Consider the following 18,045-nt stretch of genomic DNA (forward strand, 5'->3'; position numbering starts at 1 on the left):
GAAGGGCAACACTCTCGTGTCCGTCAATCGCCTGCTCCGCGTCGGCTCCGTCGCCGTGGCATCCCTCGGCGTCCTCGCTCTGAGCGCCTGTGGCAGTGACCCCACGCCGTCCGGCTCCTCGAGCCCCGGTTCCTCGACGTCGTCCGCCGGTGCAGACTGCCCGCAGGGCACCCTGAACGCTGAGGGCTCCTCGGCGCAGAAGAACGCCATCGACGAGGTCATCAGCAAGTACAACGAGAAGTGCGCCGACGTCACGGTGAACTACAACCCGACCGGTTCCGGTGCGGGTATCAAGCAGTTCAACGCGAACCAGGTCGACTTCGCCGGCTCCGACTCGGCGCTGAAGCCCGACGAGATGACCGCGGCCACGAAGCGCTGCGGCGGCAACCCGGCCATCGACCTGCCGATGGTGATCGGCCCGATCGCGATCGCGATCAACGTCGACGGCGTGGACAAGTTCGTTCTCGACGGCCCGACCGCCGCGAAGATCTTCCAGGGCACCATCAAGACCTGGAACGACCCGGCCATCGCCAAGCTGAACCCGGGTGTGACCTTCCCGTCGGCGCCGATCTCGGTCTTCTTCCGCTCCGACGAGTCCGGCACCACCGAGAACTTCACCAAGTACCTGAAGGCCGCGGGCGGTGGCGCGTGGACCGGCGAGCCGGCCAAGAAGTGGACCGGCACGGGCGCCGGCAAGGAGAAGTCCGCCGGTGTCGCCGAGGGCGTCAAGAGCACCAAGAACTCGATCACGTACGTCGAGTGGTCGTACGCCGTCGACAACAAGCTGACCACCGCCCAGATCGACACCGGCTCGGGCACCCCGGTCGAGCTGTCCGCCGAGTCCGCCGGTAAGGCCCTGGCCGCCGCGAAGCCGGCCGGCACCGGGTCCGACCTGGCCCTGAAGCTGGACTACGCGACCAAGGCCCCGGGTGCGTACCCGATCATCCTGGCCACCTACGAGATCGCCTGCACCAAGGGCCTCCCGGCCGAGAAGACCGCGCTGGTGAAGAGCTTCCTGAGCTACTTCGTCAGCAAGGACGGCCAGGCCTCGCTGACCGACCTGAACTACGCGCCGCTCCCGGCCGAGATCCAGACGAAGGTCGACGCCGCCATCCAGGCGATCAGCTGACCTCGAAGCAGTACTGATGCGAGCCCCGGCGGTCCGATCGTGCATCGGATGACGGCCGGGGCTCGCCTCGTCAGACCAGACGTGACAGATTCACGACTCAGGCGCTTGGAGCACCATCGATGAGTAGTCCAGACGGCACGGCACCGCCCGACCGGCCGGACGGCACGGCCGCCGGACAGGAAGAACCCAAGATCGAGGACCTGGTCCACGAGGACGCGGGACCGACCCCGCGGTTCGAGGACCTGGCCGAGGAGCACGCCGAGCACGAGGCGGAGCTCTCGGCCGAAGTGATGACCGAGTCCGGCCCCGAGCCCGCGGCCGCGGATCCCGCCGTCGCGGCCACCGGCACCGCCGTCGCGACCGAGCCCGGCAAGAAAATGGAGCTCGGCCCCGTTGGTCACCTCGGTGACCGCTTGTTCAGCGCGTTCGCCCGCGGTTCCGGCGGCCTGGTGGTGCTGATCGTCGCGTTCGTCGGCATCTTCCTGCTGGCGCTGGCGATCCCGGCGCTGGCCGACGACAAGAGCAGCTTCCTGTTCTCCCGGATCTGGGAGCCCGGCGGCGACCAGCCCCGGTTCGGTATCGCCGCGATGTTCTACACCACCGTGGTCAGCTCGATCATCGCGATGCTGATCGCGGTCCCGGTCGCGATCGGCGTCGCGCTCTTCATCACGTACTACGCACCGAAGCGGCTGGCCCAGCCGGTGGCGTACGCGGTCGACCTGCTGGCCGCGGTGCCGTCGATCATCTACGGCCTGTGGGGCATCCTGTTCTTCGCCCCGATCCTGCTGCCGGTGATCAACGGTCTGTCCGACGCGCTCGGCTGGATCCCGCTGTTCGAGAAGCCGCCGGGCGACAACGTCGGCGTGGTCTTCACGGCCTCCGTCGTACTGGCGATCATGATCCTGCCGGTGGTCACCGCGATCAGCCGGGAGATCTTCGCGCAGACGCCGATCGCGCACCGTGAGGGCGCGCTGGCACTCGGCGCGACCAAGTGGGAGATGATCCGGATGTCGGTCCTGCCGTACGGGCGTTCCGGCGTGGTGAGCGCGTCGATGCTCGGCCTCGGCCGCGCGCTCGGCGAGACCGTCGCCGTACTGATCATCCTGTCGGTGCCCAACGGCAACGACCCGTGGAACTCGTCGATCTTCGCCGGCGGCGAGACGTTCGCGTCGAAGATCGCCAACAACGCGGCCGAGTTCGACTCGCCGGAGAAGACCGGCGCCTACATCGCGGCCGGCCTGGTCCTGTTCGTCGTCACGTTCCTGGTCAACTCCGCGGCCCGGATCATCGTCGACCGCAGCGGCCCCGGCGGCCGCCGTCCCCGCCGCAAGCGCGGTGCCGGTGTCGCCCAAGGAGCATCCTCATGACCGCGATCGCAGAGAACAAGCCGGCGTACGACGGTCAGGCGCTGGATCTGACCGGGAAGTCCGGGGCCCGCGCGTTCAAGAACACGCTGGCGACCGTACTGATCGTGCTTGCCTTCGTGATCGCGATGATCCCGCTGCTGTGGATCCTCGGGACTGTGATCAGCAAGGGCTACCACCTGCTGCTGAGCGCGGACTGGTGGAGCCAGTCGCAGCGCGGCATCACCGTCCGGCGCGAAGGCGGCGGCGCGTACCACGCCATCATGGGCACGCTGATCATGTCGCTGATCACGGCACTGATCGCGGTGCCGATCGCCGTCCTCGGCGCGGTCTACCTGGTCGAGTACGGCAAAGGCACCAGGGCCGCCCGGGTCGTCAGCTTCATGATCGACATTCTCACCGGTGTCCCGTCGATCGTCGCCGCGCTGTTCATCTACGCGGTCTGGATCACGATCTTCGGCTTCAACCGGGTCGGTTTCGCGGTGTCGCTGTCCCTGGTGCTGCTGATGCTCCCGGTCGTCCTGCGGTCCACCGAGGAGATGCTCAAGCTGGTCCCGGACGAGCTGCGGGAAGCGTCGTACGCGCTCGGGGTGCCGAAGTGGAAGACGATCATGAAGGTGGTCGTGCCGACGGCGTTCGGCGGCATCGTCACCGGCGTGATGCTTGGTCTGGCCCGCGTGATGGGCGAGACCGCGCCGCTGCTGATCCTGGTCGGCTACTCGAAGAACATCAACCTGAACCCGTTCAACGGATTCATGGGTGCGTTGCCGACGATGATCAACCAGGACCGGACCGAGCTGGCGCTGCAGCCGGCCGCGGACCGGGTCTGGGCGGCCGCGCTGACGCTGATCCTGCTGGTCCTTGTCCTCAACGTGCTGGCCCGGCTCGTCGCCCGGTTCAGCGCGATCAAGTCGAAATAGTCACGAGAGGTTCTGAGTCGATATGGCTAAGCGCATCGAGGTCAGCGGCCTCAACGTCTACTACGGCGATTTCAAGGCCGTGGAAGACGTGTCGATGACGGTCGAGCCCCGCTCGGTCACCGCGTTCATCGGCCCGTCCGGCTGCGGCAAGTCCACGTTCCTGCGGACCCTGAACAGGATGCACGAGGTGATCCCCGGCGCCCGGGTCGAGGGCAAGGTGATGCTGGACCAGCAGGACCTGTACGCGTCCGGCGTCGACCCGGTGGCGGTCCGGCGGGTCGTAGGCATGGTGTTCCAGCGGCCGAACCCGTTCCCGACCATGTCGATCTTCGACAACGTCGCATCCGGCCTGAAGCTGAACGGCGTCAAGGACCGCAAGAAGCTGACCGAGGTGGTCGAGCGGTCCCTGCACGGCGCGAACCTGTGGAACGAGGTCAAGGATCGCCTCGACAAGCCGGGCGCGGGTCTGTCCGGTGGTCAGCAGCAGCGGCTGTGCATCGCCCGCGCGATCGCAGTCGAGCCCGAGGTGATCCTGATGGACGAGCCGTGCTCGGCCCTGGACCCGATCTCGACGCTGGCGATCGAGGACCTGATCGAGAAGCTGAAGGACCAGTTCACGGTCGTCATCGTCACGCACAACATGCAGCAGGCGGCCCGGGTCTCGGACCAGACCGCGTTCTTCAACCTGGCCGCGACGGGTAAGCCGGGCCGGCTGATCGAGATGGCCCCGACCAAGCAGATCTTCTCCAACCCGGCGGAGAAGGCCACCGAGGACTACATCACCGGCCGCTTCGGCTGATCCGCCGTACGACGGTTTGCTGCCGGCCGCCGGGACGAGGTTCGTCGCGGCGGCCGTCGGCGTTCCAGCCGCGGAGCGAACGGGCGGTCCGGTGTGGGGACGTGACCGCGAACCTGTGGAAAAGATAGCCTTCGGGGATTCCTCGACGTTCTCAGAAGGGAACCGCGGTGAGCACTCCGACGCCACCTCCCGGCGACGACCAGAACGACCAGAACCGGCCGCAGGACACTCCCGAGACTCCGGGTGAACAGCCGAGCCAGTACGGTCAGCCGAATCCGTACGGCCAGACCCAGCCCGAGCAGCCGGGGCCGTACGGTCAGCCCCAGCCCGGCCAGTACGGCCAGCAGCCTGGGCAGTACGGCCAGCCGCAGTACCCGGGCCAGCCGGGTCAGTACGGCCAGCAGCCTGGTCAATACGGACAGCAGCAGCCGGGGTACGGCCAGCAGCCCGGTCAGTACGGGCAGCAGGGCTATGGCCAGCAGCGGGGCGGTTACGGCCAGCAGCAGCCGGGTGCCTACGGTCAGCAGCCCGGCCAGTACGGCGCGTACGGGCAGGGCGGATACGGGTACGGCGGCGCCGCACCGCAGAACAACACCCCGCAGACGCTGGCGATCATCGGCATCGTCTGCCTGGTGATCTGTACGCCGGCCTCGATCGTGCTGGGCCTGATTGCCCAGAGCAAGTTCCGTGAGCAAGGCCGTTCGGACACGCTGGCGAAGGTCGCGTGGATCGGCGGCGCCGCCCTGACCGGACTCGGGCTGCTGTTCTACATCATCGGTCTCGCGTCCAACTGACCTGTCCTGTCGCGGGGCCCGCATGGCCCCGCGGCAGAGTCAGCAGGGTCGGCAGGGTCGTGGCTGGTCAGTTCAGGTTGCGAGCGACGCCGTACACGACGAGCAGGGCGATGACACCCTTGATCAGCCAGTCCGCGACCCGCGGGCTCATCGACAGCCTGGGCAGGCGCACCAGCCGCAGCGACTCGAGGCCCCAGGCAAGCACTTGGTAGCCGACGGCAACACCGACGAGCGGGCCCAGCACCAGGATCACGGGGTTGAAGTGCCAGGCGGCGTCCAGATCGCCGCGCAGCAAGGCGGCTGCCATCCGGGTCGACCCGCAGAGCGGGCAGTTCAGACCGGTGGTGGCGTGCAGGATGCACGGAACGCCGATCCGGTCGCCGGACAGCTGGTACAGCCCGGCCAGCGCGAACCCGCCGACACCCACCGCGGACAGGCCCCACACCCGGCGGTCCAGCGGCTGGACCGGACCGGCAGGCCGGAGTACGACGCTCTGCGAGACGCTCACCCCACAACGGTAACTCTCGACCGGTGGGATCCGTCGACGGGTCTGAGCCGTCGGACCCGTAGCCTGCAACTCACTCCTCAATGTGTCTTCAGTAGAAGGGATCGTGCGTGAGCACTCCGACGCCACCGCCGGGTTACGGCCCGCAGGACCCCCAGCAACCGGGTCAGTACGGCCAGCCCGGCCAGTACGGTCAGCCCGGTCAGCCGGGGCCGCAGCCGGGCCAGTACGGGCAGCAGCCCGGGTACGGCGGCCAGCCGGGTTACGGTCAGCAGCCGGGTTACGGCCAGCAGCCGGGTCAGTACGGGCAGCCTGGTTATCCCCAGCAGCCCGCGCAGTACGGGCAGCAGCCGGGTCAGTACGGCGAGCCTGGTCAGTACGGCGAGCCTGGTCAGTACGGCCAGCCTGGTCAGTACGGTCAGGCGTACGGACAGCAGCCGGGCTTCGGGCCGTACGGCCAGCCGGGCTTCGGCGGTATCCCGGGCAACCTGGCGGCCTGGCCGAACCGGGTCGGCGCCTGGTTCGTCGACGCGCTGATCATCGGCGTGCCGTGCGGTATCGGCTCCGCAATCGCCGGTAACAGCAACAACTCCGTACTCGCGATCATCGGCCTGATCTTCTACCTGGGCGGCGTCGGTCTGGCGATCTGGAACATCCTGATCCGGCAGGGCAGCAGCGGTCAGACCGTCGGCAAGCAGGCGCTCGGCCTGAAGCTTGTCGGCGCCGACACCGGCCAGCCGATCGGCGCCGGCAAGACGTTCCTGCGGCAGCTGACCCACATCCTCGACGGCGCCGCCTGCTATATCGGCTACCTGTGGCCGCTGTGGGACGAGAAGCGGCAGACGTTCGCCGACAAGATCAACAACACCTACGTCATCAAGCTCTGACCTGACGTGAGCACCCCTCCCTCAGGGCCGTACGACGGTCAGTATCCGCCGCCTGGTCAGTATCCGCCTCAGGACTACAACCCTTACGGGCAAGGCTTTCCGGGCGGCGGGTACGGGTACGCACCGCCCGGCCGGCTGGCGGACTGGCCGATCCGGGTCGGCGCCTCACTGGTCGACACGCTGATCATGGTCATTCCGTCGATCGCCGGAGTGCTGGCCGCACTGATCATCGACGGCGACCAGGAGGAGCTGGGCCTGGCCGGCGGGATCGCGATGATCGGTGGATTCCTGGTGGCCTTCGGCATCTGGGTGTGGAACCGCATCATCCAGCAGGGCCGCACCGGTCAGTCGTTCGGCAAGAAAGTGACCGGACTGCGGGTTGTAGACGCGCACACCGGTCAGCTGATCGGCATGGGCAAGAACCTCGGTCGCGAGGTCTGCGCCCAGATCTTCAACCAGCTCTGCATCCTCAACCTGCTCTGGCCGCTGTGGGACGCCAAGCAGCAGACCTGGCACGACAAGGTCGCCGACGACGTCGTCGTCCGCGTCTGACGTCAGTGTGAACGTAGGAGACCAGCGCAGGTCACTGCCCACAGCACGCTGGTGAAGGTGCCGATGATGAACCGTTCGGCGACAGCCTGGGGAGTCACCGACGCAGGCTGGTCCGGACTGCGGAGCTCTGGGTAACGGGCGAGGCCCTTGATCGCCAGTACTACTGCGATACCTTCCGGCCAACCGGCTACCAGCGATGCGTAGATCGCAGTCCGCTCGAGAGCGCCGATCAGCGCGCCACCACGCAGTACCTCGCCGGCTTTCTGGGTCGACTGAGCCCTGGTGTTGTTCCGGTCGACCAGGGCGAGCACAGAGGTCGTCAGTGGTCCGCCCCCTGTGACGGCTAACCCACCTGCGAGCAGGAGCAGCACATTCCACCAGCGCTCGGCCCAGCCGGCCACTCCGTGGCCTGAGAGCAGCAGAACACCCACAGCGGCCAGGCATGCGAGCATCACGCCACTGATCGCGATCTCGAGGTTCGAACCGGATCTGGGCACCCACGCGAGCACAGCGAGGATCAGGCCGGCAGCCGTCAACGACAGGACCAGAGCCGTCACGCAGCGACTCCAGCACCGAGCAGGTCCGCGGCCAGCACCCGTCCACGCTGCTCCTCGGCGAATCCCGCCGCCTGCGCGCGTTGTGTCACCGCTGACTGGCTGATGCCGAGTTTCACGCCGATCTCCCGCCTGGTGAGTCCTTCAGCCAACAGGTCCGCCACTGCCCAGCCACGCTCGCTCCGGCGTCGCAGTACGGACGCCATCAGCCACAGCACCGTCTCCACCTGCTCCGCGACCCGCGGGTTCGCGCCGACCACGTTCACATGGTGTGGGCTCGACTTGGCCCGCGTCACGGCCTCCCGGGCGAACACGAACGCCTCCCCGCTCCCGGCTCTGGTACTGCGGGGCAGCGGCTCGGCCACCTCGCCGACACCGAGGCCGACGTACCACGAGTCCGCGCGCAGCAGCTCGACGATCACGTCGATGGTGGGCCGGGCCTCGGACAGCACGCCCTGCACCTCGTCGCCGGCGGTCCGCTCGAACCGCCGCAGCAGTCCGGACCGGCGCGGGCGGCGGTTCAGGGAGTTCAGCAGCTCGGGTACGAGATCGGTCGTGCTTCGGCTGCCTCGCTGATCTACCGTGAGAACGAAGACCATCGCCCTGCACCTCCTTCTGAACGGCTTAAGGCTACAGTCTTATTCACGTAGAGTGAAGGACAAAACCTGAATCGCTTCACCCGACTACTCCCCGTGTCCGGCCCGGGAGGACGGTGAACCGGGCCGGACACAGGCTCTCAGTCAGCCAGCGGCAGGTACAGCTTCTGGTCGGCGGCCTTGAAGGTCTCCGACATCTCGGCGAAGCCGGCCTCGATCGCCTCCGTCGACGTCAGGCCGTGCTCCTCGGCATACGCGCGGATGTCGGCGGTGATGCGCATCGAGCAGAACTTCGGCCCGCACATCGAGCAGAAGTGAGCCGTCTTCGCGGGCTCGGCCGGCAGGGTCTCGTCGTGGAAGGAGCGAGCCGTGTCCGGGTCCAGCGACAGGTTGAACTGATCCTCCCAGCGGAACTCGAACCTTGCCTTGGACAACGTGTCGTCCCAGGCCTGCGCACCCGGATGCCCCTTGGCCAGATCCGCCGCGTGGGCAGCGATCTTGTACGTGATCACGCCGGTCTTCACGTCGTCACGATCCGGCAGGCCGAGATGTTCCTTGGGCGTGACGTAGCAGAGCATCGCCGTACCCAGCCAGCCGATCTGGGCGGCGCCGATCGCCGACGTGATGTGGTCGTAGGCGGGCGCCACATCAGTTGCCAACGGCCCCAATGTGTAGAACGGCGCCTCGCCGCAAAGCTCCTCCTCGAGCCGCACGTTCTCGGCGATCTTGTGCATCGGCACGTGGCCCGGACCTTCGATCATCACCTGTACGTCGTGCTCCCAGGCGATCCGGGTGAGCTCACCCAGCGTCCGCAATTCCGCGAACTGCGCGTCGTCGTTCGCGTCCGCGATGCACCCCGGCCGCAACCCGTCGCCCAGCGAGAACGTCACGTCGTACTCCCGCAGGATCGAGCACAACTCCGCGAAATGCGTGTACAGGAACGACTCCTGATGATGCGCGAGGCACCACGCCGCCATGATCGATCCGCCACGCGACACGATCCCGGTGATGCGGCGCGCGGTCAGCGGCACGTACCGCAGCAGCACGCCGGCGTGCACGGTCATGTAGTCGACACCCTGCTCGCACTGCTCGATGACCGTGTCGCGGTACACCTCCCACGACAACGCGGCCGGATCGCCGTTCACCTTCTCCAGCGCCTGGTACAGCGGCACCGTCCCGATCGGGACCGGTGAGTTCCGCAGGATCCACTCCCGCGTCTCGTGGATGTTCTTCCCGGTGGACAGGTCCATCACCGTGTCCGCGCCCCACCGGGTCGCCCAGACGAGCTTCTCGACCTCTTCCTCGACGGAGCTGGTGACGGCGGAGTTGCCGATGTTCGCGTTGACCTTCACCAGGAACTTCTTGCCGATGATCATCGGCTCGCTCTCGGGATGCCGCCGGTTCGCCGGTATCACCGCCCGCCCGCGCGCCACCTCGGCCCGGACGAACTCCGGATCGACGCCCTCCCGGACAGCGACGTACCTCATCTCGTCGGTGATCACTCCGGCCCGCGCATGCCCGAGCTGGGTCCGCGGCTCGCGCCCGGCGATCCACTCCCGCCGCACCGCGGGCAGACCCGCCTGTACGTCGATCCGCGCCGACGCGTCGGTGTACGGGCCGGAGGTGTCGTACAGGTCGAAGTGCTCGCCGTCGGTCAGATGCACGCGGCGAGCCGGTACGCCGAGCTCCCCGCGATAGATCTTCTCCGAGCCCGAGATCGGACCCGTGGTGACGGCCGGACGGATCGTGCTGACATTCACCATGCTGGTGCTCCCTACGCCGGAATTACCCGGACAGGTTCGGCGGTCGGCGGCGCCGGCCAGGTGCGATTCCTGGTCCAGCCGCCCTCTCAGCCCACTACGGTGCGAGCTCCCGCGATCTCAAGTTGTCACCGACCACCCTAGACGAAGCCTGTAGCGTTCAGGGATGCGCGACCTCGTGTATCCGCCTGTCATCGCCTTCGCGAAGACCTCGTTCAAGGTTCTCGACCTCAAGCTCCACCTGACCGGCGCGGAGAACGTGCCCCGGACCGGCGGTGCGCTGATCGCCCTCAACCACATCAGCTACGTCGACTTCATCCTCGGCGGGTACGGCGCCCTGCCGAGCAAGCGCCTGGTCCGCTTCATGGCCAAGGAGGTGCTGTTCCGCAACCGGTACTCCGGTCCGCTGATGCGCGGGATGCACCACATCCCGGTCGACCGGGACGCGGGCGCGGCGTCGTACCAGCAGGCGCTGGAGTATCTGGCCGCGGGCGAGGTGGTCGGCGTGTTCCCGGAGGCCACGATCAGCCGCTCCTTCGAGCTGAAGGAGTTCAAGTCCGGCGCGGTCCGGATGGCGGCCGAAGCCGGCGTGCCGGTCATCCCGATGATCCTGTGGGGCACGCAGCGCATGTTCACCAAGGACCATCCGCGGGACTTCTCCCGGCACCGCCCGATCTCGATCACCATCGGCGCACCGATCACCGTGACGCGGGACGACGACGCGGGCGAGGCGACCGCGCAGCTGCGATCCACGATGGCCGGGATGCTCGACGAGACCATCCGCGCCTACCCCGAGCAGCCCGCCGGTGCCTGGTGGCTGCCCGCGGCGTACGGCGGCAGTGCGCCGACCCCGGCCGAGGCCGAGCGCCTGGACCAGGAGGAGCTCGCCCGCCGAGCCGCCAAACGTCGTTAAGACGGCGGACAGGACCTTGACCCTCGGGGCGGAACGAGGGTACGAAGGCCTTCGTTGACAGAGCAGGAACCTGGGGGGTCCCTGTGCGGCGGGCCGGCATCGATGGCTCGCAGACACGAACGGGCGGGGAAGGTTTTGTTCGATTCACCGGAAGAGCTGCATCTGTTCGACCCGGGCGCGATGACTCCGGCGCCGCATGTGGCCGAGCACATCCCGGACGCCGGTGCGTTCTTCGTCGACTGGGCGACCCGCGGGCTGAACCAGGATCGCGCCCGCGAGATCGAGTCCGCGGTGAACGGCCGGCGCAACCAGAACGGCTGGTTCCCGCTCGAGACGCTGGACAGCATCGGCAGCAGAGGCTTCTGGCGCGGGCCGCTGACCTATCTGGCCCGGATGACCGCAGACGACCCCAGGATCCTGCAGGAGTGGGCCTGTGACGGCCTGCGGGACGAGCAGGTGGGCCGTATCGAGGCCACGGTGGACCACCTGCTGCATCAGCAGGGCCACGCCGCCGCTGCGACGTGGGCGGTCGCAGTACGGCCGCGGACGTATCTCGACGCGGAGGTGCTGGGCGACCGGCTGCTGGCCGCGTGGGAGTACAACCTCGGCTCGATCCGGGCCAAAGACGTGGCGAAGTCGGTCCGGCGCTGGAACCGCTGAGCTGGAACCACTGAGAAGGAACCGCTGAGAAGGCGTACGACGGGCAGCCGCCAGACCGCCCGTCGTACCTCTCAGCGCATCAGTGGAACTGCGGGATGATCAGGTAGAGCCCGTAGAGCACCGCTCCCACGCACGCGGCGAAGCAGACGCCGGCCACCGAGGTGTCGATGATCGACGGTTGCCTCTTCTCGTCGAGCGCCACCGTCCGCCGTGACATCGCGTTCACACCGAGCGCGAACAGAATCGCCAGCCCGACCCCGAAGAGCAGGCTGACCAGAGCCACCTGCCCGAGTGCACTCCAGTGGATATGCATCGCAGTACTCCTCTCAGACCGTCGTGGCCGTCGTCGCGGCCGGGGCCGGGATCGGGTCCGGGGCCGGGTACTCGTTGACGTTCTGCGGCGTCACCGGCCTGCGCCGCGACGCCACGTAGAGTCCGCCGCCGGCCACGATCGCGAGGGTCGCGACGATGACGACGCCGGCATTGCCGGTATCGGCTATCCGGCCGGCCATGGCGCCGACGATCGCGGCGGAGGGCAGCGTGAACAGCCAGGCCATCACCATCCGCCCGGCGACCGTCCAGCGCACCTGCGCGAGCCGCTTGCCGACACCGGTGCCGAGGATGCTGCCGGAGCAGACCTGCGTGGTGGACAGCGGGAAGCCCAGGTGGGACGAGGCCAGCAGCACCGCGGTCGAACTGGTCTCGGCGGTGAAGCCCTGCGGCGCCTCGACATCGGTCAGGCCTTTGCCCATCGTCCGGATGATCCGCCAGCCGCCGAAGTAGGTGCCCAGGGCGATCGCGAGGCCGGCCGTCAAGATCACCCAGGTCGGTGGGCCCGAACCCGGCGCGAGGCTGCCGGAGATGATCAGGACCAGTGTGATGACGCCCATCGTCTTCTGTGCGTCACCGGTGCCGTGGGCGAGCGAGAGAAGTGACGCGGACGCGACCTGACCGGACTTGTACCCGTCGTTGACCGACTTCTGCCGGGCTCGTTGAGTGATCTTGTAGGCCACGAAGGTGCCCAGCATCGCGACCACGCCGGCCACGATCGGCGCGGCGACCGCGGGGATGATGATCTTCTGCACCACCGTGGCGAAGTTCACCGCGCTGCTGCCGGCCGCGATCCAGGTGGCGCCGATCAGGCCGCCGAACAGGGCGTGCGACGAGGAGCTCGGCAGGCCGAAGTACCAGGTCACGAGGTTCCACAGGATCGCGCCGACCAAGCCGCCGAAGATGATCGGCACCGTCACCTTCGTGTCATCGACGAGGCCGCTGGAGATCGTCTTGGCCACTGCGGTGGACAGGAACGCGCCGACCAGGTTCAGCACCGCGGACACGGCAACAGCGACCTTGGGTCTGAGCGCGCCCGTGGCAATCGATGTCGCCATCGCGTTGGCGGTGTCGTGGAAACCGTTGGTGAAATCAAAGACCAACGCGGTGATGATCACCACCACGACCAGGAACGAAAGGTCCATCGCGATCACTCCCCCTAGGCGGACGGACGGTACCGTCGCTCGACGGTAGGCCTAGTGGGTGAATTCGAAATGAACTCCTGGCCGCGAACTCACTCCAAGATCAGGTGCGCAAGGCCGTAACAGAGTGCGGCGACCAGCCCGGCGGCGGGAATGGTCAGCACCCAGGCGGTCACGATGCCCTTCGCGACGCCCCAGCGGACCGCGGACAGCCGCTTGGTCGACCCGGCACCCATCACCGCGGAGGTGATCGTGTGGGTGGTGGAGACCGGCGCGTGCAGGCCGATCGCCATGACGTACAAGACTCCGGCCGCGACGGATTCCGAAGCGAACCCGCGGGCCGGGTCCAGGTGGATGATCCGGCGGCCGAGCGTCCGCATGATCCGCCAGCCGCCGGAGTAGGTGCCGAGCGAGATGGCGGTCGCGGCGGAGAGCTTCACCCAGAGCGGGATCGCGTCGCCGTTGTTCACATACCCGACGGTGACCAGGGCGAGGAAGATCACGCCCATCGTCTTCTGTGCGTCCTGCAGACCGTGGCCGAGAGCCATCGCGGCGGCCGACACCGACTGCGCCATCCGGAAGCCGCGTGTCGTCCTGCCCGGGTTGCGGTGCCGGAACAGCCAGAGGATCGCGGTCATCAGCAGGAACGCGCCGACGAAACCGATCGCCGGCGACAACACCATCGGGATGACGACCTTGTCGACGATGCCGGACCACATCACCACACTGCTCGAGGCGATACCGGCGCCGACCAGTCCGCCGATCAGCGCGTGCGACGAGGAGCTGGGCAGGCCGAAGTACCAGGTGACCAGGTTCCAGGTGATCGCACCGATCAGCGCTGAGATGACGACCACCAGGCCGTGGGTGCCGGACGGTGTGCTGATGATGCCCTTGCCGACAGTCTCGGCCACCGCCGTGCCCACGAAGGCGCCGAGGAAGTTGCACACCGCGGCCATCGCCAGCGCCAGCCGCGGCGTGAGCGCACGGGTGGAGACCGAGGTCGCGATCGCGTTGGCGGCGTCGTGGAAGCCGTTGGTGTAGTCGAACCCGAGCGCGATGACGATGAGGGCGATGACGAGCGCGAGCTCCACGCTCAGCTCTCCTTGACGGCGATCTGCTCGACCGTGTTGGCAACGTGCTCGAAGGCGTCGATCGCGGCCTCCAGCAGGTCGACCACGGTCTTGACCTTCATCACCGTCAGGGCGTCGTACTCGCCGCTGAACAGTTTGGCGATCAGCCGCCGGTGGACCGCGTCACCGGTGTTCTCCAGCCGGTTGATCTCGATCCAGTACTCGGCCAGGTCCTTCATAGTCCGCAGCTTGGGCATCGTCTCCGCGGTCAGCTGCGCGGCCCGCTGGAGCACCTCGATCTGCTCGGCGATCTCCTCCGGCAGCTTCTCCAGGTTGAACAGGTGGACGGAGTCGACGGCCTCCTCCATGAAATCCATCACGTCGTCGAGATCGGAGGCCAGCCGGTAGATGTCCTCGCGGTCGAACGGGGTGACGAACGTCGAGTTCACCCGGCGGATGATCGAGTGGGTGGTCTCGTCGGCCGCGTGCTCCGCGTCCTTCATCTGGGCGGCGATCTGGTGGCTCGAGGCCAGCCCGGTGCCGGCCGTGCTGCCGAGCAATTCGGCCAGGATCCGGGATCCGTCCACGAGGTGGTTGGCGGACTCGGTGAAAAGGTCGTAGAACGTCGGGTCGTTCGGACGCAGACGTAACGGCACTTCAAGCTCCGGGTGAACGAGGGACAAACCGTGAACATGCTAGGGGGAACATGCAGTTGATGCGGCATCCGCCCGGGGCAACGTATCGCGTTGTGATGAACCGTGCAGCGGAGCGTTGCACAGTCGGTAACCGATCGGTTTCATCGCGTTATCACGGCGTACAGATCGAAGAGCCCGACGACCAGCACCAAGCCTGCCGCGACCCGGAGCACATGCTCGTGGCCGAGGTAGTGCGTTGCGCCGCCCGCGGACCGGCGGTAGACGGCGCTGACGGCCGTCCAGCAGCCCAAAGACAGCACGAGTACGACGATTCCGAGCCCGGTGCGGACGTCCGACGAGCCGTGGCCGGAGGCAAGCAGGAGGGCGCCGTTGGCAATCAGACCCAGGGCGGTACGGCGCCACGCGAGCAGCGTCCGCTCCGGCTGCCGGCCGGGATCAGGTGTGCTCATCGCCACAGTGAGAACAGCAGGCCGATCAGGCCGACGACCGCGATCGTTGCCCCGAGCATCAAGGGCAGCCGGGTCACGGGCAACGCGCCGCCACGGCGGATCGCGGTCAGGTTCTGCTGCCAGCGGCGGAAGGCGCCGGCCGTCGTGACGATGCCGGCGCAGACCAGGATGACGCCGATGATCCGGGCCGGCCAGCGGTCCGGGCCGAGGTCGAGGAACTGGACCGCGGACAGTCCGCCGGCGTAGCAGGCGAGCGACGTCCGCAGGTAGGCGAGGTAGGTGCGCTCGTTCGCGAGTGTGAACCGGTAATCGGGCTCGTCCTCGGTCATCCGCAATTCACCAGGCCCTGGTCCTGTTTCAGCGTCAGCACACGCCGCACGCTACTCGCGAGCTTCGCGGCGAACGACTGGTCCTGGCGGGCCTTGCCAACGAGCGCGTCCACCATCGTCGCGGTCAGCCCGGCCTTGGCGTTGATGACGATGTCGCCGCCGGCCGCCACGAACCGGGTCGCGCGGGCGCCGGCCGGGACCGATGCGACCTCCGCGGCCGCGCCGACATCGTCGGTGATCACGACGCCGTGCCAGCCCAGGTCGCCACGGACCATGCCCTGGATGACGGTCGGCGAGAAGATCGCGCGGTTGTTCGGGTCGATCTTGGTGTACGTGACCGTCGAGATCATCACCATCGACGCACCGGCCTTGATCCCGTCGGCGAACGGCTGCAGGTAGGAATCGTCGCGAACCGTGACGTTGTCGACGACGCCCGACGAGAAGTCGGTGTTGCCGCGCACCCGTCCGAGCCCGGGGAAGTGCTTGACCGACGTCGCGATTCCGGCCTTGCGCATCCCCTGCACGAAGGCCTGTACGCCGCGGGCGGCGTCCGCCGGCGTGTCGCCGTACTCACGGTTGAGCTGGCCGATCGGAGCGTTCTGCGACTTCAACGAGTTGGGCACGACGTCTGCCACCGGTGCCAGGTCGACGGTGACGCCGGCCTGCTTGAGCTGGCCGCCCCAGAGCTGTGCCTGTGCGGTGAGCTTGGAGCTGGACCACGTGCCCTGGACGGTCGCTGCGGGGATGCGGTCGAAGCCAGGGCCCTTGAGGCGCTGGATCTGGCCGCCCTCCTGGTCCGCGGCGATGAGCGGCTTGATGCCCTTCACTGTGCCCGCTGTGTTCACTGCACTCATCGCGGAGCGAGTGTGGGCGAGGCTGCCGCTGCTGCCCATCAGGAAGACGCTGCCTGACTTCTGCTGTACGACGGCCTTCTGAGCGGACGTCATACCGCTCGCGTCGATGCCGGTCATGATGAGCTGGGCGGCCTGTTCGCGCAGCGTGAGGCTCTGGAGCTTCTGGTCGATGCAGCCTTCGGTCGGCGTCTCGGAAGGGGTCTCGGTCAGGGTGTGGGTCGGTGTGGGTTCCGGGCTGCTCGGCTGCTCGCTGGGCTCGGATGTGGGCTCCTCCGTGGTCGGCACGGAGGAGGACGGCACGGTGCTTGGACCTGCGGTTGGGGAGTTGCTGTCGCCGCAGCCGGCGACCACGAGAGCAGTCAGCGCGATCAGCGCGACCGGTCGTCGCCTCATCTCAGTTTCGCTCCCAGGCGGCGCGGTCGACAGTGTCCCCGGAGTGCCGGGCCAGCGTCGCGCACACGTCGTACAGGTGCTCCACCTGCTCCGGGGTGAGTGCGTCGAAGATCGACTTGCGCACCTCCTCGACGTGTCCGGGCGCTGTGTCGACCAGCTTCTGCCGGCCGAGCTCGGTGAGGATCGCGACCTGGCCGCGGCGGTCGGACTCGACACCCTCGCGCTTGACCCAGCCGTTCTGCTCGAGCCGGTTGACCGCGTGTGAGAGCCGGCTACGCGAGCCTTGTGTCGCGACGGCGAGCTCACTCATCCGCAGCCGATTGCCCGGCGCCTCGGACAGCCGGACCAGGATCTCGTAGTACGTATGCGGGATTCCGGCGTCGCGTTGCAGCTGTTGCTCGATGCGGCTACTCACTACTCGTTGCGCCGCGATGTACGCGCGCCAGGCCTGTGCTTCTCGTTGGTCCAGCCACCGGGTCTCCGCCATCCCCGCAGCGTACTTGTTCACGGATCCGGATCAGCAGTACGGCGAGCGCACAAACCAGCATGCCCGCGACAGCGAGTGCGCCGATGGTCTCGTGGAAGATGAGGAACGCGAACACCATCGTGGTCGGCGGGACCAGATAGAGCAGCGAGCTGATGCGAGTTGCGCCGGACAGTTTGAGATTGACCAGGTACAAACCCCAGCCACCGCCCGTTGCCAGCAGCACCAGCCAGAGCACTGCGCCGTAGAAGCCGGGCTGATCCGGCACGGTCATCCTGTGGGTCGAGGTGGCCAACGCGGTAAAGAGCACAGCTGACACAAGACTCTGCACGGCCAACGCATCCAGGGAGCTCGTACTCGGCTTGCGGGAGCGCTCCAGACACGTGCCTGCCACGAGACCGAGGAGGCCGGCGATCGGCAGGAGGAACAACAGGGGCGATCCGTGGCCGGCTCCGAGGTCGTCGGCGACCACCAGGCCCACACCTGCCAGACCGAGAACAAGGCCGAGCCATTGGCGCCGGCTGACCCGTTCGTCCAGCAGCGGGCCCGCCACGGTCGCGATGAGCAGCGGCTGCAGCGACCCGATGAGTGCGGTGACGCCGGCCGTGATCCCGTGGTCGATCCCGGTGAAGATCAGGCCTAGGTAGACGAACTGGGTGAGGAACGCCATCGAGATCTGCGTCGCAAGGTCCCGGCGGGAGATCCGCGGCCGCCTGATCGCCAGGATCGCCGCGGCGATCGCGCCCGCGACGAGGAATCGCCAGGCGAGCAGGTCGAACGCGTTCGTGTACTGCGTACCCCAGCGGGCGCCGATGAAGCCGCAGCTCCAGAACACGACGAATCCGGTTCCGGCCGCCAGCGAGAGCGCCTTGGGTGTGGTCATGACAGCGACAGTAACCACACCG

General features: G+C 67.7%; 22 protein-coding genes. 9 read left to right on the forward strand and 13 right to left on the reverse strand.

The genetic code is table 11. The annotated features are described in order from the left end of the window. Positions 1-16 precede the first annotated feature (16 nt). From pstS to EV653_RS41740, 5 genes are all read left to right on the forward strand, one after another. A complete protein-coding gene (pstS, locus tag EV653_RS22225; protein WP_134105640.1) occupies positions 17-1,129 on the forward strand; it encodes a phosphate ABC transporter substrate-binding protein PstS in 1,113 nt (370 codons plus the stop codon). Between the two features lie 377 nt (positions 1,130-1,506). Then, the gene (gene pstC, locus EV653_RS22230; RefSeq protein WP_441294982.1) at positions 1,507-2,496 is read left to right on the forward strand and encodes a phosphate ABC transporter permease subunit PstC; all 990 of its coding nucleotides are present in this window, start codon (positions 1,507-1,509) and stop codon (positions 2,494-2,496) included. After that, positions 2,493-3,413: a phosphate ABC transporter permease PstA gene (gene pstA, locus EV653_RS22235; RefSeq protein ID WP_134105641.1), complete on the forward strand. Its 921-nt coding sequence runs from the start codon at positions 2,493-2,495 to the stop codon at positions 3,411-3,413. Before pstC ends, pstA begins: the two co-directional genes overlap by 4 nt. 22 nt (positions 3,414-3,435) lie before the next feature. Further along, positions 3,436-4,212 (forward strand): phosphate ABC transporter ATP-binding protein PstB, encoded by a 777-nt coding sequence (pstB, locus tag EV653_RS22240; protein WP_134105642.1) that lies wholly within the window; start codon positions 3,436-3,438, stop codon positions 4,210-4,212. A 167-nt stretch (positions 4,213-4,379) separates the two neighbouring features. After that, positions 4,380-5,006 (forward strand): hypothetical protein, encoded by a 627-nt coding sequence (locus tag EV653_RS41740; protein ID WP_202871777.1) that lies wholly within the window; start codon positions 4,380-4,382, stop codon positions 5,004-5,006. A 67-nt stretch (positions 5,007-5,073) separates the two neighbouring features. On the opposite strand, the gene EV653_RS22250 is transcribed toward EV653_RS41740, so the two are convergent. Continuing rightward, positions 5,074-5,514 carry a DUF2752 domain-containing protein gene (locus tag EV653_RS22250; RefSeq protein ID WP_134105643.1) on the reverse strand — a complete coding sequence of 147 codons (441 nt, stop codon included), beginning with the start codon at positions 5,512-5,514 and terminating at the stop codon, positions 5,074-5,076. 107 nt (positions 5,515-5,621) lie between these two features. Between EV653_RS22250 and EV653_RS22255 the strand changes: the two genes are divergently transcribed. Both EV653_RS22255 and EV653_RS22260 read left to right on the forward strand, forming a co-directional pair. Beyond that, positions 5,622-6,398: an RDD family protein gene (locus EV653_RS22255; RefSeq protein WP_134105644.1), complete on the forward strand. Its 777-nt coding sequence runs from the start codon at positions 5,622-5,624 to the stop codon at positions 6,396-6,398. 6 nt (positions 6,399-6,404) lie between these two features. Next, on the forward strand, positions 6,405-6,950 hold the full coding sequence (locus tag EV653_RS22260; protein WP_134105645.1) for an RDD family protein: 546 nt from the start codon (positions 6,405-6,407) through the stop codon (positions 6,948-6,950). Positions 6,951-6,952: 2 nt separating this feature from the next. On the opposite strand, the gene EV653_RS22265 is transcribed toward EV653_RS22260, so the two are convergent. From EV653_RS22265 to thiC, 3 genes are all read right to left on the reverse strand, one after another. Further along, on the reverse strand, positions 6,953-7,507 hold the full coding sequence (locus EV653_RS22265; RefSeq protein WP_134105646.1) for a hypothetical protein: 555 nt from the start codon (positions 7,505-7,507) through the stop codon (positions 6,953-6,955). Continuing rightward, a complete protein-coding gene (locus EV653_RS22270) occupies positions 7,504-8,103 on the reverse strand; it encodes a transposase (protein WP_134105647.1) in 600 nt (199 codons plus the stop codon). Before EV653_RS22270 ends, EV653_RS22265 begins: the two co-directional genes overlap by 4 nt. Before the next feature lie 137 nt (positions 8,104-8,240). Further along, positions 8,241-9,863 (reverse strand): phosphomethylpyrimidine synthase ThiC, encoded by a 1,623-nt coding sequence (gene thiC / locus EV653_RS22275; RefSeq protein WP_134105648.1) that lies wholly within the window; start codon positions 9,861-9,863, stop codon positions 8,241-8,243. 163 nt (positions 9,864-10,026) lie between these two features. Between thiC and EV653_RS22280 the strand changes: the two genes are divergently transcribed. After that, on the forward strand, positions 10,027-10,773 hold the full coding sequence (locus EV653_RS22280; RefSeq protein ID WP_134105649.1) for a lysophospholipid acyltransferase family protein: 747 nt from the start codon (positions 10,027-10,029) through the stop codon (positions 10,771-10,773). 135 nt (positions 10,774-10,908) lie between these two features. Further along, complete coding sequence (locus EV653_RS22285; RefSeq protein WP_238159960.1) at positions 10,909-11,433, forward strand: hypothetical protein; 525 nt, start codon at positions 10,909-10,911, stop codon at positions 11,431-11,433. 79 nt (positions 11,434-11,512) lie between these two features. On the opposite strand, the gene EV653_RS22290 is transcribed toward EV653_RS22285, so the two are convergent. From EV653_RS22290 to EV653_RS22330, 9 genes are all read right to left on the reverse strand, one after another. Next, entirely contained in the window at positions 11,513-11,746 is a 234-nt protein-coding gene (locus tag EV653_RS22290; RefSeq protein WP_134105651.1) for a hypothetical protein, read from the reverse strand. A 13-nt stretch (positions 11,747-11,759) separates the two neighbouring features. Continuing rightward, positions 11,760-12,908 carry an inorganic phosphate transporter gene (locus tag EV653_RS22295; protein WP_134105652.1) on the reverse strand — a complete coding sequence of 383 codons (1,149 nt, stop codon included), beginning with the start codon at positions 12,906-12,908 and terminating at the stop codon, positions 11,760-11,762. An 89-nt stretch (positions 12,909-12,997) separates the two neighbouring features. Then, positions 12,998-13,996: an inorganic phosphate transporter gene (locus EV653_RS22300; protein ID WP_134105653.1), complete on the reverse strand. Its 999-nt coding sequence runs from the start codon at positions 13,994-13,996 to the stop codon at positions 12,998-13,000. Positions 13,997-13,998: 2 nt separating this feature from the next. Then, a complete protein-coding gene (locus EV653_RS22305; RefSeq protein WP_134105654.1) occupies positions 13,999-14,631 on the reverse strand; it encodes a DUF47 domain-containing protein in 633 nt (210 codons plus the stop codon). Between the two features lie 140 nt (positions 14,632-14,771). Next, positions 14,772-15,080: a DUF202 domain-containing protein gene (locus EV653_RS22310; RefSeq protein WP_134105655.1), complete on the reverse strand. Its 309-nt coding sequence runs from the start codon at positions 15,078-15,080 to the stop codon at positions 14,772-14,774. Beyond that, positions 15,077-15,409, reverse strand: a complete 333-nt coding sequence (locus EV653_RS22315; protein WP_134105656.1) for a YidH family protein — start codon at positions 15,407-15,409, stop codon at positions 15,077-15,079. Before EV653_RS22315 ends, EV653_RS22310 begins: the two co-directional genes overlap by 4 nt. After that, positions 15,406-16,656: a glycoside hydrolase family 3 N-terminal domain-containing protein gene (locus tag EV653_RS22320; RefSeq protein WP_238159961.1), complete on the reverse strand. Its 1,251-nt coding sequence runs from the start codon at positions 16,654-16,656 to the stop codon at positions 15,406-15,408. Before EV653_RS22320 ends, EV653_RS22315 begins: the two co-directional genes overlap by 4 nt. A 1-nt stretch (position 16,657) precedes the next feature. Then, positions 16,658-17,071, reverse strand: a complete 414-nt coding sequence (locus EV653_RS22325; protein WP_238159962.1) for a MarR family winged helix-turn-helix transcriptional regulator — start codon at positions 17,069-17,071, stop codon at positions 16,658-16,660. Further along, positions 17,064-18,023 carry a DMT family transporter gene (locus EV653_RS22330; protein WP_134105658.1) on the reverse strand — a complete coding sequence of 320 codons (960 nt, stop codon included), beginning with the start codon at positions 18,021-18,023 and terminating at the stop codon, positions 17,064-17,066. The genes EV653_RS22325 and EV653_RS22330 overlap by 8 nt, the downstream gene beginning before the upstream one ends. Positions 18,024-18,045 lie beyond the last annotated feature (22 nt).

The organism is Kribbella pratensis (assembly GCF_004365355.1).
Classification (GTDB): domain Bacteria; phylum Actinomycetota; class Actinomycetes; order Propionibacteriales; family Kribbellaceae; genus Kribbella.

What these genes read in the sequence shown, in the direction of transcription:
- pstC (WP_441294982.1), top strand. Translation starts at nt 1,507, where the DNA reads ATGGAGCTCGGCCCCGTTGGTCACCTCGGTGACCGCTTGTTCAGCGCG.
- pstA (WP_134105641.1), top strand. Translation starts at nt 2,493, where the DNA reads ATGACCGCGATCGCAGAGAACAAGCCGGCGTACGACGGTCAGGCGCTG.
- pstB (WP_134105642.1), top strand. Translation starts at nt 3,436, where the DNA reads ATGGCTAAGCGCATCGAGGTCAGCGGCCTCAACGTCTACTACGGCGAT.
- EV653_RS22270 (WP_134105647.1), bottom strand. Translation starts at nt 8,103, where the DNA reads ATGGTCTTCGTTCTCACGGTAGATCAGCGAGGCAGCCGAAGCACGACC.
- thiC (WP_134105648.1), bottom strand. Translation starts at nt 9,863, where the DNA reads ATGGTGAATGTCAGCACGATCCGTCCGGCCGTCACCACGGGTCCGATC.
- EV653_RS22280 (WP_134105649.1), top strand. Translation starts at nt 10,027, where the DNA reads ATGCGCGACCTCGTGTATCCGCCTGTCATCGCCTTCGCGAAGACCTCG.
- EV653_RS22290 (WP_134105651.1), bottom strand. Translation starts at nt 11,746, where the DNA reads ATGCATATCCACTGGAGTGCACTCGGGCAGGTGGCTCTGGTCAGCCTG.
- EV653_RS22295 (WP_134105652.1), bottom strand. Translation starts at nt 12,908, where the DNA reads ATGGACCTTTCGTTCCTGGTCGTGGTGGTGATCATCACCGCGTTGGTC.
- EV653_RS22310 (WP_134105655.1), bottom strand. Translation starts at nt 15,080, where the DNA reads ATGAGCACACCTGATCCCGGCCGGCAGCCGGAGCGGACGCTGCTCGCG.
- EV653_RS22315 (WP_134105656.1), bottom strand. Translation starts at nt 15,409, where the DNA reads ATGACCGAGGACGAGCCCGATTACCGGTTCACACTCGCGAACGAGCGC.
- EV653_RS22320 (WP_238159961.1), bottom strand. Translation starts at nt 16,656, where the DNA reads ATGAGGCGACGACCGGTCGCGCTGATCGCGCTGACTGCTCTCGTGGTC.
- EV653_RS22330 (WP_134105658.1), bottom strand. Translation starts at nt 18,023, where the DNA reads ATGACCACACCCAAGGCGCTCTCGCTGGCGGCCGGAACCGGATTCGTC.